Source organism: Streptomyces sp. x-19 (genome assembly GCF_046549115.1).
GTDB lineage: Bacteria > Actinomycetota > Actinomycetes > Streptomycetales > Streptomycetaceae > Streptomyces > Streptomyces albulus_C.
Window position 1 is genome coordinate 179234 of sequence record NZ_JAJPWK010000005.1, and the last position, 15329, is coordinate 194562.

A 15329-nucleotide genomic window follows, 5' to 3' on the forward strand; every position below is an offset into this window, starting at 1 on the left:
GAGCGGGGAAAACGCACCGAGGGGCCCGACTCGCCGGGTCGCGTCCGTCAGGGGGAAACCCCGCGGATGCCGGCCGGGAGCCACAGGAGCCACGGTGCCGGCACGTCACGGTGAACCACGACGGCCCTCCCGGCAGCGCGCCGGGAGGGCCGTTTCTCCGTACGTTCCCGCTGCCGTCCCTCAGCAGTCGGTCTGCGGTCTGTTCGCGGGTCCGTCCGCCGTCCGTTCGTGGTCGGTCCACGGGCCGGGCGGCCGGTCAGGCGACGAGCAGCTTCTCGCGCAGTCGCGCCAGGTCCTGCTGGCTCAGGCCCAGCCCCTGCCGCAGATAGGTGTCGAAGGTGCCGAACTGTGCCTTGACCTCGTCGAAGGCCGTGTTGAGGTACCGGATCCTGGCGTCCAGGATCGGCTTGAGACGGGCGGCCGTGGCAGGGGTCTCCTTGGCGAGGGACTCGGCGTTGTGCGCCGCCATGTAGTCGTTGGTGGCCAGGTAGTCCCGCATGACAGTGTCGCGGTCCACCCCCAGGGCCGTGAGCAGGGCGGCGCTGCCCCAGCCGGTGCGGTCCTTGCCGCCCGTGCAGTGAAAGGCCATCGGGACGGCCTCGGGGGTGTCGGCGAGCCGGAACAGCGTGCGGTAGGCGTCGAGCGCGGAGCCCTTGGAGACGTACGTCCGGTAGACGCCGGCCATCATCCGCGCGGACGCCGCGGCCGTGGCGGGCAGCACAGGATCGACGTCCCCGCCCATGACGTCGGCGGTGACGTAGTGCGCGCCCGCCGGCACCCGGTCCGGGGCCTCGGCGCGCTCGGCGGGCATGCGCAGGTCCAGATCCGTACGGATGCCCAGCCGCTGGAGCACGGCCAGGTCGGCGTTGGAGAGCCCGTGCAGGCCATTGGTGCGGTACAGCACGCCCATCTTGACCCACCGGCCGTCGGTGGTGCGGTAGCCGCCCACGTCACGGAAGTTGGGCGTGCTCGGCAGGTGCAGCGAGCGGTCGGCGAGGGTGAGCGGGTCGCCCTGGTCGGGGACGAGGCGGAACCACCGGCGGTCGACGGCGGGCAGTCCGCGCACGGTGACGCGGGCCTCGGTACCGCCGCGCGCCACGGCCCGGCCGTCGGCGTACACGGTCACCGAGGCGACACCGGGCGCCCTCCAGGCCACGAGGAACGAGCCGTCCTCCTGCTGGGTCACCGTGGCGTCGGTGAACGGTATCCCGTGTGCGGCGAGCGGTTCCCGCGGGGCGTGCTGGCCGGCTTCGGGGGACGGGCCGAGGGGATCGGCCACGGCGAGCGGCGTGGCGCCCCCCACTGCCGATACGGCGGCCACGAACGAGATGGCGATGCGGCGGGCGGACAACACCGCCGCCGAGGAAGGGGAGTTCATGACGAAACCGTACGGCCCGAAACAGACGGAATTATCTAGTTTCGTGGAGGGGGCGGGACACTCCGGGGCACCGCGCCCGGCGGGCCGACGCGGAGGCGCTGCCGGCGCTCTCCCCGGGCAACGGGCAGTGCGGGGCCCGGTCGACCGACGGACGACCGGACCCCGCGCCGGAACCCCGGCCTTGGTCGACGGTGGTGGGCGCTCCGGAAGGCACCCGGACCCACCTGCCCGTCAGCTCTCCGCGTCCATCAGACGGAACAGGTCCTCGTCACTGGCCGACGCCAGGTCCAGCGCCGCACCGGAGCCGGAATCGGCACCACCGTCCGCCCCCCGCGCCCCGGCCGTCACCGCCTTCAGCCGCGCCATCGCCTCCTCCGGCACCTGCGCGCCGGCGGTGAGCAGGGCGTCCAACTCGGCGACGAGCGAGGCCACATCGCGACCGGCGGCGACCGGCGGCGCGAGGCGTTCGCGCACGAGGCGGACCACGGCGTTCGGCTTGGGGTAGTCGTAGACGAGCGTGGCGGGCAGCCGCAGTTCCGCGGCCGTGATCAGGCGGTTGCGCAGTTCGACGGCGTTCACCGAGTTGACGCCCAACTCCTTGAACGTGCGGTGGCCGTCGTCGGCGGACAGCTCCTGACCGCCGAGCACGGCCGAGGTCTCGGCGAGGACCAGGGCCAGCACGAGCGCGTCCTGCTCGGCGTCGTCGAGACCGGACAGGCGGGCCGCCAGGCCCGACGGCTCCGCACCGGCCGCCGCCGCGTCGCCGGCCGACCCGGCGTCCGCCCCCTCGGCAGCGCGGTCCGCCGGGCCCACGGGCACCGGCGCCAGCCAGAACCGCCGCCGCTGGAACGCGTACGTGGGCAGCGGCACACCCCGCACTCCGGGCAGCACCGCGTCCCAGTCGACCGGCACGCCGTGGAGGTGCAGCCGGGCGACCGCGGTGAGCAGGGCCTGCCGCTCCGACGCCCCGCCGCGCAGGCTCGGCAGCACGGCCGCCCCCGGCTGCGCGGCGTCCGACTCCAGGCACTCGTCGATCATCGGTGTGAGCGCCGGCTCGGCGCCCAACTCCAGGAACCCGGTGACGCGCGCCTCCCGGAGGCGGTCGATCGCGTCCCGGAACCGCACGGACCGCCGCACGTGCCGCACCCAGTGCTCCGGATCCCGCGCCTCCGCCTCGGTCAACGGGCGGCCGGTGACGGTGGAGACGAGCGGAACGGCGGGCGCGGAGAACGACAGCGCCTCGACGACCTCGCGGAACGCGGCCAGCATGGGTTCCATCAGTGGCGAGTGGGGCGCGGTGCTCACCGTGAGCCGGCGGGTCTTGTGGCCGGCGGCCGCCAGCCGGTCGGTGAGGGCGACGAGCGGTTCCTCGGCGCCCGAGAGCACCAGGGAGTGCGGCCCGTTGACGGCCGCGACCGCCACCGAGTCCGCCACGTCCGCGAGCCACGGCAGCACCTCGTCCTCCGTGATGCGTACCGCCACCATCGCACCCCCGGGCGGCAGGGCGCCCATCAGCCGACTCCGGGCCGCCACGAGGGTGCAGGCGTCCCGCAGTCCGAGCACGCCCGCCACGTGCGCGGCGGAGATCTCGCCGACCGAGTGCCCCACCAGGTGGTCGGGGGCCACGCCCCACGACTCGAACAGCCGGTACAGGGCGACCTGGACGGCGAACAGCGCCGGCTGCGTGTAGGTCGTGTCGTCGAGGAGGGCCGCCTCGTCGGAGTCGGGGGCCGCCCACATCACCGAGGTCAGCGGCCGTTCCAGCAGCGGGTCCAGCGCGGCACAGACCTCGCGCAGGGCCCGCCCGAAGACGGGGAACGCCTCGGCCGCCGCGCGCCCCATGCCGTTGCGCTGGCTGCCCTGCCCGGAGAACACGAAGGCCAGGTCGCCCGGCGCGGCGTCGTGCGGAGTGACTCCTGAGGAGCCCTCGCCCCGCCCGAACCGGAGTGCCGCGGCGAGCAGTTGGTCCCGGTCGGCGCCGCTGACGACGGCCCGGTGCCGGTGCACGGTACGGGTGGTGGCCAGGGCGTGGGCGACGTCCTGGGCGCGCAGCGCGGGGTCGGCGGCCACGTGTTCGGCCAGCCGCCGTGCCTGCGCGCGCAGCGCCGCCGGACTGCGGGCGGACACCACCCACGGCACGGCCGGCTCACCGGTCGGCTCCGTGGCCCCGGCCGGCGCGCCCGCCGGCACCTCACCGGTCGGCGCCTGCGTCGCGGCGGCCGGCGGTTCCTCGACGATCACGTGCGCGTTGGTGCCGGTGAGCCCGAACGAGGACACCCCCGCCCGCCGCGTCGTTCCGTCCTCGCGCAGCCAGGGCCGGGCCTCCGTCAGCAGCCGCACCGCACCGGCGGACCAGTCGACCTTGGTCGAGGGCACGTCCACGTGCAGGGTCCTGGGCAGCACGCCGTGGTGCAGCGCGAGCACGGTCTTGATGATGCCGACGACGCCGGCGGCGGCCTGCGTGTGACCGACGTTCGACTTCACCGACCCCAGCCACAGCGGCCGCTCCGCCGGCCGCTCCCGGCCGTAGGTGGCCAGCAGGGCCTGGGCCTCGATGGGGTCGCCCAGCGGCGTGCCGGTGCCGTGCCCCTCCACGGCGTCCACGTCCTGCGGCAGCAGTCCGGCGTCGGCCAGCGCCTCGCGGATGACGCGCTGTTGCGCGGGGCCGCTCGGTGCGGTCAGCCCGTTGGAGGCACCGTCCTGGTTCACGGCGGACCCCCGTACCAGGGCCAGGACCCGGTGGCCGTTGCGCCGGGCGTCGCTCAGCCGCTCCAGCAGGAGCAGCCCCGCGCCCTCCGACCACGCGGAACCGTTCGCGGCGTCCGCGTACGCCTTGGCGCGGGAGTCGCGGGACAGCGCCCGCAGCCGCGAGAAGTGCGCGAAGGGCGTCGGGGTCGCCATGACGGTGACGCCGCCGGCCAGCGCCAGGTCGCTCTCGCCGGAACGCAGGGACCGGCACGCCAGGTGCAGGGCGACGAGGGACGACGAGGAGGCGGTGTCGACCGTCAGCGCGGGGCCTTCGAGCCCGTAGGTGTAGGCGATGCGCCCCGAGATCGCACTGGCGGAAGCGCCGGTGATCAGCATGCTCTCCCACGCGCGGGGCACGGCGGACGCCTGCGCGCCGTAGCCGCGGTCCATCGCGCCGGTGAACACACCGGTGCGGCTGCCTTTCAGGGACCCCGGTTCGATGCCGGCCCGCTCGAACGTCTCCCAGGCCGCCTCCAGGAGCAGCCGCTGCTGCGGGTCGGTCGCCGTCGCCTCCTGGTCGGACAGACCGAAGAAGCCCGCGTCGAAGTCGCCCGCGTCGTGCAGGAACCCGCCCTCGCGGGCGTACGAGGTCCCGGGGCGGTCCGGGTCCTCGTCGAACAGCCGCTCCAGGTCCCAGCCCCGGTCGTCCGGGAACGGGGACATCGCATCGGTACCGCCGGCCAACAGGTCCCACAGCGCCTCGGGGGAGTCCGCCCGGCCGGGCAGCCGACAGGCCATGCCGACGATCGCCACCGGGTCGGCACCGTCGGCCGGCACGCCCCACGCGGCCGCACGGGGCGGGTCCTCCTGCTGGACCAGTGCGCGGGCGACGGAGAGCGGATCGGGACGGTCGAAGGCCAGGGTCGCCGGCAGCGGCAACCCGGTCTCCTCGCACAGCAGGCTCCGCAGCCGTACCGAGCGGAGCGAGTCGAGGCCGAGCCGACGGAAGTCCGCGTCGGGGGCGAACGGAACCGCCGCGCCCCCCTCCCCGAGCACCCGGCCGACGCAGTCCCGCACGAGGTCCAGTGCCTCCTCGACGGTGGCCGGGGGGACGGCGCCGGGCCGGGCCGACACCGGTGGCGCCGCACCACCGGCGAGCAGCTCCGTGAGCCGCCGCCGGTCGAGCTTCCCGGCGGAGGAGCGGGGGAGCGTGCGCACCGCGACCAGTTCGACGGGGATCTTGTGCTCGGCCACCCCCAGCCCCCGCAGGAACGCCGTCACCTCACCCAGCCCGAGGGCGCGGTCCGCCTCCTCGGTCACGACCAGGCAGGGATACTGCCCCAGCCGGTCGTCCGGCGCCGCGACCACGGCCGCCGGCCCCAGGCCGGCGAGGCCCGCGAGCAGCCCCTCGACCTCCGGGGCGGCGAACTTCCGGCCCGCCGTATTGATCAACTCGGCGGTCCGGCCGTGCAGCACCACCACCCCGTCCGCGGCGACGGCGGCGAGGTCGCCGGTCCGCAGCCACCCGTCGTCGGTGAGGGCCGCACGCGTCAGCTCCGGCTCGCGGAAGTAGCCGCGGAACAGCCCGGGCCCCCGGTACTGGAGTTCACCGGTCTCGCCCGCCGCGCACACCGCGCCGTCCGCGTCGACGCTCCGCAGTTCCACGCCGTCGACCGGGCCGCCCACACTGCCGTCGGGGTCCTGCGCCCGGGTGCGGGTGCCGGTGCCGATCTCGGACATCCCCCACACCACGACCAGTTCGCAGGCGAGCGCCGCCCGCACCCGCACGGCGAGCGCGGGCGCGACCGCGGCGCCCGCCGTCCGCACCTGGTGGGGGGCGAACCCCGCCGGCTCCTCCGACGACTCCAACCGGCCCACGACGTCCCACAGTTGCGTGGGGACGGCGAAGACGACGCGCGGGTCGTGCTCCCTGGCCAGGGCCAGGAAACGGTCCGCGTCCCAGGCGGTGAGCACGACCTGGCGGCAGGCGGTGGACAGCGCCGCGTGCACGGCCTGGAGGCCGAACAGATGGGTCATCGGGCAGGCCGTGAGGACCGTGCCCGCGAAGGCGTCGGCGGCCTCGGCGGTCACGGCCGCGGTGTTCGACAGCAGGCCGTCGTGGCTGTGCAGACACAGCTTGGGCCGCGGCGAGGCCGTCCCGGACGACGGGACCAGGACGAACGGAAGGTCGGGGGTGACCTCCACCGGCCGGGGCCCGCTGCCCGTCCAGGCCGCCAGCAGCCCGTCCAACGAACCGATCCGCGGCTCCGCACCGCCGGCCGCCGGCCCGCCGGCCAGCAACACCCCGCGCAGCGACGGCACGCTGTCCAACAGCGCACGGGCCGTCGCCGGACCCTCGTCCTCGGCGCCCGACAGGACGACGAGGACGGGCTCCGCGCGGTCCAGCAGCGCGCGGACCTCACCCACCGCGGTGCCCTGGTGCAGGGGCAGCAGCACCGCCCCGACGGCCGCGACCGCCAGGTGCAGGGTCTGCAACTCCCAGCTGTTCGGCAGCCGCACCGCCACCACGTCGCCGGGCGCGACGTGCGACTCCTGGAGGCCGCGGGCCAGCGCGTCGACGTCCGCCCGCCACTCGGCCCACGTCCAGGAGCGGTCCCCGTCGACGAGGGCCACCGCATCGGGGGCGGACGCCACGGCGGACGCGAACACCTCGGGGAGCGTGCGGCCCCCCGGTGTGCCGGTGCCGTCGGACGGCGGGTCGATCACATAGTCATCGGTGTGGACGGGCACCATCACTCCCGGATGTCGAGCGCTTGCGTCGGTTGGGGGGATCCGGCAGGTGGATCGCCCGGTGCGGGCGTCAGCCCTCGTGTGCGGTGATCGCCCCGGAGGGGCACAGCGCCGCCGCGATGCGGACCTTGGCCGCCTCGTCGGGGCCGGGCGCGGCGAGCAGGGTGACGATCCCGTCCTCGTCCTGGTCGAAGACCTGTGGCGCGGACAGTACGCACTGGCCCGCGCCCACGCAGCGCTCCGAATCGATGGTGATACGCATGCCGATGTCTCTCCTGCAAGGGGATCGGGGTCCACCGGCGGCCACTGGCGCACCGGGTGGACGGGACTGGCCTTCCGCTGGCGGGACGGTGCCTACCAGCGGACGGGAAGCTGCTCCAGGCCGTAGAGCACGCCGTCGTACTTGATGCTCAAACCCTCATCGGGTACGGCGAGTTGGATGTCGGGAATGCGCTCGAAGAGCTTGCGGTAGGCGATCTCCATCTCGACCCGCACCAGGTTCTGCCCCAGGCACTGGTGGATCCCGTAGCCGAACGCCACGTGATGACGGGCGCTCCGGGAGGGGTCGAACATGTGCGGGCACTCGAAGGCGCTCGTGTCGTGGTTGGCCGAGGCGATCAACGGCACGATGCCGTCGCCCGCCTTGATGAGCTGCCCGCCGATCTCGACGTCCTCGACGGCCACCCGCAGGGACACGATGTCGGCGACCGAGTGGAAGCGCAGGGTCTCCTCCACCGCCCGGTCGTCACCGATCCACTGGGGGTTCCGCAGCAGCGTGACGACGCCCAGCGCGATGTTGTTGGCCGTGGTCTCGTGGCCGGCGATGAGCAGCAGCATCAGCACGCCCGACAGCTCGTGCGGTGCGATCGAACCGGCGGCCAGCAGCCGGCTGATGAGGTCGTCGCCGGGCCACTTCGCCTTGATGCCCACCAGCCGCTTGATGTAGCGCAGCAGCTCCTTGACGGCGGTCTCGCGCTGCGCGTCGGTCGAGGCGCGGAGCGAGACCAGGGTGCGGGTCCGGGACTCGAAGAAGTCGCGGTCGGAGGGCGGCACGCCGAGCAGTGTCGAGATCACCAGGGACGGCACGGGCAGTGCGTAGTCCGCGACGAGGTCGGCGGAGTTGCCCGCGGCCAGCATCGCGTCGAGGCGCTCCTCCACCGTGCGCTCGATCGCCGGGCGCAACCCCCGGATGCGCCGCACGGTGAACTCGGGGATGAGGGCCTTGCGGAACCGGTCGTGTTCGGGGGAGTCCAACCCCACGAACCAGCCGGGGATCTGCTCCTGCGTGGGCACGCCCACCGTCCCGACGTTGGGGAAGCCCTTGTGCGAGGGGTTGGAGCTGATCCTGGAGTCGGTCAGCACGGCGCGCACGTCCTCGTGCCGGGTGACCAGCCACGCCCGGGCGCCGTTGGGCAGGCGCGAGAGGACCAGCCCCTCGTGGTCGCGGTACCCGTCGTAGTCGGGCGGCGGGAAGGGCACGCCGGGTTTGCGGGTGGGGAAGTCGACCACTACCGGGTCCGAGTGCGTCATGAACGGAATTTCCTCTCTTCGACGGGGCCGATCAACGGACGCCGTAGAAGGCCCGGATCTTGCTGACGATGAAGTCCTGGTCGGCGGGGGACAGGTCGGTGTGCGTGGGCAGGTAGAGCCCGTCCTCGGCGAACTCGCTGGCCTTGAGCGACGGCCAGTTGGGGTCGAAGTACATGGGCTGCCGGCTCATCGGCTTGAAGAAGAGCCGGGTCTCGATGGAGTGGTCGGCCAGGAACGCCTGGAGCTCCGCCCGGCGTTCCGCCCGGAGGTCGTACATCCACAGCACGTCCCGCGGCGGCATCAGCGTGATGCCGGGGACGTCGGCCAACCCCTCGTCGTAGTGCTTCTCGATCCTGCGGCGCACTTCGAGGATCTCGTCGAGGCGTTCGGTCTGCGCCAGGGCCACGGCGGCCTGCATGGCCGTGATGCGGTAGTTGTACGCCAGCTTCTTGTGCAGGAAGCTGTGGTCCTTGGTGAAGGCCATCGCCCGCAGGTGCGCGATCTGGTCCGCGAGCTTGGGGTCGTCGGTGAGGCAGATGCCGCCCTCGCCGGCCGTGATGATCTTGTTCGCGAACAGCGAGTAACAGGCGATGTCCCCGGTCGGCCGGACGCCGTGCGCCTCGGCACTGTCCTCCACGACCTTCAGGTTGTACTGGAACGCGATGTCCATGATCGCGTCCATGTCGCAGCGCCGCCCGTAGACGTGGACCGGCATGAGGACCTTCGTCCGCGACGTGATCTTCTCTTCGATGCGTGCGACGTCGATGTTGAGGTCGTCTCCGCAGTCGACGAAGACCGGAGTGGCACCCGTGTACGTCACCGCCCACGCGGAGGCCACCATCGTGAACTCGGGGACGATCACCTCGTCGCCGGGACCGACTCCCAGGGCGCGGAGCGCCAAGGTCAGTGCGGTCGTACCGGACGAACAGGCCACGCCGTGCGCGATCCCGTTGTAGTCGGCGAAGGCCTGCTCGAAACGCCGGACCATCGGCCCCTGCGACGATATCCACCCGTCCTCGACCGTCGCGGTCAGGTACTCCAGCTCGCGTCCGTTCAAAGCGGGCCGGGAAACGGGATATGTGAACGACATCCGCTACCTCATCCTCTTCGTATATCCACACGCCCGACGCGCGCGCACGGGCTTCTTCACTGGTGGGCCCCGGCGAGAACCGGCAGCCCGAGGATCAGGTCGGCGGCTGCCGCCCGACCGCCCGCCGCCCGCTGCAGAGCACCGAGCCGCTCCGCGTTCCTGCGGAAGGAGGGGGTTTCCAGTACTCGGGTCAACTTGTCGACCACGTCGTTGACGTCCATGTCCCGAGGCTGGTCGAGGGTCAGGCTGATGCCGAAGTCCCGGCCCCGCACGGCCTGGTCGTAGCAGTCCACCCACAACGGCCTGACCACCAGGGGCTTTCCGAAATACATGCCCTCGTTGTAACCATTGCCGCCGGCGTGCGTGAAGAACACCTTCACGTTCGGATGCGCCAGCACGTCCAATTGGGAGGGCACCCAACTCTCGATGCGCAGATTGCCCGGCAGCGTCTCCTTCGGCGGCAACAGGTGCTGCTGTTCCGACGGCAGCTTCCACAGCACCTGATGCCGTCCTTCGAGGCGCCGAGCCACCTCCACCATGGAACTCACCTGATCCCGGGTCAGCCGGGTGATCGTCCCGAACCCCGCATAGACCACCGAGGTCTGCGCGTCCAACCAGGTCGACAGCTCCTCGTCGTCCGGAGCCTCCGGCAGGGGCGGCACCATCGTCCCGACCAACCGCATCTGCGACGGAATGCGCACCGGATAATCCAGCTCGGCAATCGAATTGCACAGCACCAGCTCGGCGCTTTCGATCCGCTCCATCGGGCTCATCGACGACAGCCCGTGTTCCTTCCGCCGTCGGGTGTCCTGCGCCACCACCTTGCTCATCCGCGGCGTGAGGAACAGTGCCAGCGTCCGCCACTTGAACAACTGGTTGCTGATCTGCTGCGCCAACGTCATGCGATACGGCAGTCCGGTGTGCGGGACGGGAAAGCCCCACGGCGTGTACCCCTTCCCGAACGGCGTGAAAGCCGTCAGCACGTTGCTCGGCGCGAACGGCACGCTCAACACGAAGGGAATTCCCCGCGAGATGGCCAGCTCGATGCCGAACCCGCTGATGCAGTCGATGACCATCAACGCCGGCTGGACCTCGTCGACGATGGCCGCCAGTTTCCGGAACTTCGCATCCTGCGCCGCCGGCACGAACGAGTGCCTGATGACCGCGCGATGCGCCTTGAACCGCGACGACTGGGTGATCTCCCGGTAGACCTCGTCGCTCCACGTCACCGCCGACAGCTCGCTGACGACCTCCCCCAGCGAGCCGAATTCCACCGGGGAGCCCACCGAAATCCGCTTCACGTCCGCACGCCGCGGCTCATCGGTGGCGAACCAGAGGTCCGGCACGTTCCGCCGGGAGAGTTCCTCGGCGAGGACGAGCAGCGGGTTGGCCAGCCCACTTTCCGGAAGACTGACGAAAAGGATCGGCCGTCGGGCGGAGTCCATGGATTCCCTTTCAGCGAGGACGGACGGGGTTAGGCGAGCACGCCCCTGCGCGGATCGACTGGCCGCACCTCTCTTTGATCTCACGCGGGCCACCGGAAAATCCGTAGACCCGGGACCGGGCCTTGGCGGAGGCCCGGACGCCGGACGACGCCCCTGGTCGACAGGGGCGTCGTGGCGTGCGCGCCCCGGGGCGCGCACGATGGGTCAGCGGACACGCCTCAGGCAGCGGTGCGCACGTCCTCCGCGATGACCCGTTCGATGTTCCGCTCGGCCAGCGCCGTGATGGTCACGAAGGGGTTGACCCCGATGGACCCCGGGATGAGCGCGCCGTCGGTGACGTAGAGGTTGTGGTAGCCCGCGACCCGGCCGTAGTCGTCGGTGGCCTTGCCCAGGACGCAGCCGCCGAGCGGGTGGTAGCAGAAGTCGTCGGCGAAGTTCTTCAGCTGCGGCCCGAACAGGTCGTAGCGGTACATCGTCGTGTTGGCCTTGTTGATCCGGTCGAACAGCGACTTCGCGGCCGCGACCGCGGGCGCGTTCTGCTCGCGGGTCCAGCGCAGCATGGCCCGGTCGGTGGCCTTGTCGTAGACGAAGGAGCCGCGCTCGGGGTTCTTGGTGATCGCCAGGTAGAGGCTCACCCAGGTCTCCAGGCCGGCCGGCATCGGCGCGATCTCCGCGAAGACCGGGGCGTCGGGGTTGTCCCAGTCGTCGATCCCCAGGGCGGGGATCGACGACTGGTGGGCACCTGTGGGATTCCACACGTGGTTGGCCCGCCCGGTCATGATGTTGCCGTTCGGGCCCCAACCCTCCCCGACCTCGGCGTTGAGGTGGGGCAGCGCGCCGGTGTCCCGGGCCCGCACCAGCAGCTCGGTCGAACCGAGGCTGCCGGCGCCGAGGAACAGGTGACGGCAGGCGATCTCCTTGTGGGCGATGACCGTGCCGTTGGCGTCGCTCTGGTCCACGGACAGCACGTAACTGCCGTCCGCCTGCTGCCGGATCGCGGTGACCCGGTGCAAGGTCTCGATGGTGACCTTTCCGGTGCCGAGCGCGGCGGCCAGATAGGTCTTGTCCAGGCTCTGCTTGCCGTGGTTGTTGCCGTAGATGACCTCGCCCGCCAACGCCGACTTGGGTGCCGTACCGGCCGCCTCGCGCTGCATGTGGTCGAAGTCGTAGACGTTGGGGACGAACGTGGTGCTGAGGCCCGCCTTGCCCGCCTGCTCGCGGGAGACCCGCGCGAAGTTGTACCACTCGGTCTTCTCGAACCAGGCCGGATCGATGTGGTTCACCTTGAGCGCGGCGTTGGCGCGCGGGAAGTACCGCTCGTACATCTGCGCGGCGTCCACCTGCGGGAGCACTTCCTCGAAGTACGCGCGCTTCGGGACGACCGCCATACCGCCGTTGACCAGCGAGCCACCGCCGACGCCCCGCCCCACGTACACCGACATCTGGTCGAAGTGCACCCTGTCCAGCACGCCCGCGTACGGTTCGATGTTTCGGTTGATCACGTCGAGCCACAGGAACGAGCCGAGCGGGGCCTCGGTGCGCGACTTGAACCAGCTGGAGCGGCGGTCGGGGGTGAGCATGCCGCAGAAGACGTTGCCGTCCTCCGCGGGCTTGTTCCACAGCTGGCCCATTTCGAGCATGAGCGTCTCGACCCCGGCCTCGCCGAGCCGCAGCGCGGACACCGCGGCGCCGTATCCGGTGCCGATCACCACGGCCGGCACGATCGAGCCGCTGTCGGCCCGCGAACTCCGCTTGTCGGCGGCCGCGGCACGCGGTGCGGCGGAGATCGTGGTCAGGCCGGTGACGGCGGCACCACTGAGGGCTGCCAGTCCGAGCAGACGACGCCGCGACAGATGCTGGTTCTGTTGGTTCTCGAACACGTTGCTGGTACCTGGCCTTCGCCGTCAGGGCTGTCCCCGCAGGGCTGGTCCGCGGGGGCCGTCCCGGGGGACCGCGGGCCGTCCGGCAACCCGAGCCACCGCGCGCCACCATCCTGATCACGAAAGTCTGCGGGAAATGCCAGAGGTTCCAGGGCCGTTGACCGACTAGACTCCGGCGCCCTCCGGTGCCGAGCCGGTGGCCCGCGCGGCGGCGGCCGTGCTTTGTACCGGCTCGCGGTCCGCAGCGGAATGCGAGCTTCCGAACTTGCCCACCAAGGAGTGAAACCACGGATGCCGAACCGTTTCTCCTGGTGATGCTCTCCTGGTGTTGACCAACGCCTGGTGGCGCCGCGCCGCCACCACCACAGCCCTGATCATCGCAGCCGTCCTCCCCGCCGCCTCGACGACGGCGATAGCCGATCCGGCTCCGCGCCCCGCCCCGGCCCCCGCCGCACGGCCCGCCGCGACCGCCTTCGACGCCGCTCCGCTGAAGCTCCCCGAACCGCCGTCCGCGACGGTGGCGCGCGCCGAGCTCGCCACGCTGCACGTCGCCGCACCGCACTCGATGAACGGCTACAGCCGCGCGAAGTTCCCGCACTGGATCAAGCAGCACGGGGAGTGCGACACCCGTGAGGTGGTCCTCGCCCGCGACGGCGAGGACGTCAAGCAGGACGAGAAGTGCCGGGCCATCTCCGGGACGTGGTTCAGCGAGTACGACGCGAAGGTCTTCCACGTCTCCGGCCAGCTCGACATCGACCACGTCGTGCCGCTGGCCAACGCCTGGCGCTCCGGTGCCGACGAGTGGACCACCCCCGAGCGCCGGACGTTCGCCAACGACCTGGTGCACTCCCAGCTCATCGCGGTGTCCGCCTCCTCCAACCGGCAGAAGGGCGACCAGTCACCGGACCAGTGGGCACCGCCGCGGCACGCCTACTGGTGCACCTACGCCCGGGCCTGGACCGACGTCAAACACCTCTACCACCTGAACATCACCGAACCGGAGAAGGCCAAGCTCTCCGAGATGCTGGACACCTGCGAACAGTGACCCTCCCCGCACCCGACTCCCGCACCGACCGGGTCACCGCCGGACCCGGCGGTGCGATGACGGTCCAGGTCGGCGTCATCACCGGCGACCTGACCGTCACCACCACCGACCGGGGCGACGGCACGGCCGCGGTCGTCATCCAGTACACCGGCGCCGAGGAGCACTACGACCTCGAAGGCGGCCCGGTCCGGGTGCCGCCCGGCGGCGTGGTCGCGCTGCACCGGTCGGTGCTGGCCGCGGTCCGCGCCGGCGGCGCCGCCCAGATGCCGGGCACCTCTCCGGAGCCCTGACCCGGCACCGCTGCGACACCCCACAGGGGCCCGGTCGACCGACCGGGCCCCTGCCTTCGCACCCGCGAAGTGCGTCAGCCCCGGGCCGCCGCGACGGACCTCTCGTCGGCGTCCGCCAACCAGAAGTAGACCGGCGGCAGGAGGAGTTCGAGGGCCGCCAGCGGGACCTGGAACCAGTGCGGCCAGCCGTGCACCAACAGCGACAGCACCCGGCCCACCCCGCCGAGCAGGAAGACCGCGGTGAGCAGCCGTACCGCGGTGGACGGGACCGGTGACTGGCGGGCGGTCCGGATCCAGGCCAGGCCGAACCCGATGAAGATCGCGTTGTGGAAGCGCTCCCGACTGTCGACGGTGGCGCCGGTCGCCTCCTCGCCAGGCACCGACGCGATGCCGAGCACGAGGTGGTAGACGCCGATGGCGACACAGGCCACCCCCATCGTCCACGCCAGGGACTTGAGGGCCTTCGCCTTGTCCATGTGTCCCGTCCCCCTCGTCCTTCGTGCGGTCCCGTCGCGCGGCGCGCGTTCGGTCACCCGTTCACCCTGGTTCTCGCGCGGGGTGGGGGTGGGGGCCGGGCAAAGCGGGGGCGTTGCGGGCGTCCTGCTGCGGGGCGGAAAACCGAACGGGCGTTGCACCCGGAGAGGGATTCGCAATCGGGAAGGCGCCGGCAATCGCAATCGTGCCATTAACCGACCGTAGCGTTGGTGGATCGGATCTGTGACGATGTACCGTCCCGGAACACGAGGCAGCCCTGGCAAGGCGGGAACCGGAGCCAGGGCCACTCGTTCGCATCGCACTCGATCGAGGAGGGACAGATGCCCCCTGACCGAACGCCTCACTGGCGCCCGGAGGCAGCCCAGTTGAAGCGCTACGAAGCTAACATCCCTCACAGGGGCCCGGTTGAAACCGGGGACCGGCGTGACTTCCCGGTCAACGACCCCGTGCAGGCCCGCTACGCGGCCCGGATCGGCATCCGGTGCGACGTCCAACTCACCGCACCGTTCGCCGCGTTCCTCGTGATCGCGCACCTGGGGAACGTCCTGGTGCAGGGCGCCGACGTCCGCTGGGTGTCGGCCGCCGCACTGGCCGCGCTGCTCGCCGCCCGCCGCCCCCGACCCCGCCACCAGCGCCGACGCGCCGGCTGACGCGGTCCGGGGCGCACCGCCCCCTGTGGTGGGCGGTGCGCGGAGGAGGGGTCGGAACCCGGGCCCGTCGCGGTGCCGGAGGTCCTC

Annotated in this window: 11 protein-coding genes; 3 read left to right on the top strand and 8 right to left on the bottom strand. The window is 72.0% G+C overall.

Annotation, left to right across the window (positions count from 1 at the left end; translation table 11 throughout):
• Nucleotides 1-256 precede the first annotated feature (256 nt).
• From ACLJT4_RS15550 to ACLJT4_RS15580, 7 genes are all read right to left on the bottom strand, one after another.
• Nucleotides 257-1378 carry a tyrosine-protein phosphatase gene (locus ACLJT4_RS15550; protein WP_411122911.1) on the bottom strand — a complete coding sequence of 374 codons (1122 nt, stop codon included), beginning with the start codon at nt 1376-1378 and terminating at the stop codon, nt 257-259.
• A gap of 231 nt (nt 1379-1609) precedes the next feature.
• A complete protein-coding gene (locus tag ACLJT4_RS15555; RefSeq protein WP_411122912.1) occupies nt 1610-6820 on the bottom strand; it encodes a beta-ketoacyl synthase N-terminal-like domain-containing protein in 5211 nt (1736 codons plus the stop codon).
• A 67-nt stretch (nt 6821-6887) separates the two neighbouring features.
• Nucleotides 6888-7079, bottom strand: a complete 192-nt coding sequence (locus ACLJT4_RS15560; protein WP_233657558.1) for a ferredoxin — start codon at nt 7077-7079, stop codon at nt 6888-6890.
• A gap of 92 nt (nt 7080-7171) precedes the next feature.
• Nucleotides 7172-8347, bottom strand: a complete 1176-nt coding sequence (locus ACLJT4_RS15565) for a cytochrome P450 (protein WP_411122913.1) — start codon at nt 8345-8347, stop codon at nt 7172-7174.
• Between the two features lie 31 nt (nt 8348-8378).
• Nucleotides 8379-9437: a DegT/DnrJ/EryC1/StrS family aminotransferase gene (locus tag ACLJT4_RS15570; RefSeq protein WP_411122914.1), complete on the bottom strand. Its 1059-nt coding sequence runs from the start codon at nt 9435-9437 to the stop codon at nt 8379-8381.
• A 56-nt stretch (nt 9438-9493) separates the two neighbouring features.
• Entirely contained in the window at nt 9494-10882 is a 1389-nt protein-coding gene (locus tag ACLJT4_RS15575; RefSeq protein WP_411122915.1) for a glycosyltransferase, read from the bottom strand.
• A gap of 218 nt (nt 10883-11100) precedes the next feature.
• Nucleotides 11101-12762: a GMC oxidoreductase gene (locus ACLJT4_RS15580; protein WP_411122916.1), complete on the bottom strand. Its 1662-nt coding sequence runs from the start codon at nt 12760-12762 to the stop codon at nt 11101-11103.
• Between the two features lie 328 nt (nt 12763-13090).
• Between ACLJT4_RS15580 and ACLJT4_RS15585 the strand changes: the two genes are divergently transcribed.
• Entirely contained in the window at nt 13091-13807 is a 717-nt protein-coding gene (locus ACLJT4_RS15585) for an HNH endonuclease family protein (RefSeq protein WP_411123180.1), read from the top strand.
• Nucleotides 13804-14097 (top strand): hypothetical protein, encoded by a 294-nt coding sequence (locus tag ACLJT4_RS15590; RefSeq protein ID WP_411122917.1) that lies wholly within the window; start codon nt 13804-13806, stop codon nt 14095-14097. The genes ACLJT4_RS15585 and ACLJT4_RS15590 overlap by 4 nt, the downstream gene beginning before the upstream one ends.
• Nucleotides 14098-14171: 74 nt before the next feature.
• On the opposite strand, the gene ACLJT4_RS15595 is transcribed toward ACLJT4_RS15590, so the two are convergent.
• Nucleotides 14172-14573: a DUF4345 domain-containing protein gene (locus ACLJT4_RS15595; protein ID WP_411122918.1), complete on the bottom strand. Its 402-nt coding sequence runs from the start codon at nt 14571-14573 to the stop codon at nt 14172-14174.
• A gap of 339 nt (nt 14574-14912) precedes the next feature.
• On the opposite strand from ACLJT4_RS15595, the gene ACLJT4_RS15600 reads away from it, so the two are divergent.
• Nucleotides 14913-15242, top strand: coding sequence for a hypothetical protein (locus tag ACLJT4_RS15600; RefSeq protein WP_411122919.1), 330 nt, complete (start codon nt 14913-14915; stop codon nt 15240-15242).
• Nucleotides 15243-15329: the final 87 nt, after the last annotated feature.

What these genes read in the sequence shown, in the direction of transcription:
- ACLJT4_RS15550 (WP_411122911.1), bottom strand. Translation starts at nt 1,378, where the DNA reads ATGAACTCCCCTTCCTCGGCGGCGGTGTTGTCCGCCCGCCGCATCGCC.
- ACLJT4_RS15570 (WP_411122914.1), bottom strand. Translation starts at nt 9,437, where the DNA reads ATGTCGTTCACATATCCCGTTTCCCGGCCCGCTTTGAACGGACGCGAG.
- ACLJT4_RS15555 (WP_411122912.1), bottom strand. Translation starts at nt 6,820, where the DNA reads ATGGTGCCCGTCCACACCGATGACTATGTGATCGACCCGCCGTCCGAC.
- ACLJT4_RS15560 (WP_233657558.1), bottom strand. Translation starts at nt 7,079, where the DNA reads ATGCGTATCACCATCGATTCGGAGCGCTGCGTGGGCGCGGGCCAGTGC.
- ACLJT4_RS15565 (WP_411122913.1), bottom strand. Translation starts at nt 8,347, where the DNA reads ATGACGCACTCGGACCCGGTAGTGGTCGACTTCCCCACCCGCAAACCC.
- ACLJT4_RS15600 (WP_411122919.1), top strand. Translation starts at nt 14,913, where the DNA reads ATGCCCCCTGACCGAACGCCTCACTGGCGCCCGGAGGCAGCCCAGTTG.
- ACLJT4_RS15595 (WP_411122918.1), bottom strand. Translation starts at nt 14,573, where the DNA reads ATGGACAAGGCGAAGGCCCTCAAGTCCCTGGCGTGGACGATGGGGGTG.
- ACLJT4_RS15575 (WP_411122915.1), bottom strand. Translation starts at nt 10,882, where the DNA reads ATGGACTCCGCCCGACGGCCGATCCTTTTCGTCAGTCTTCCGGAAAGT.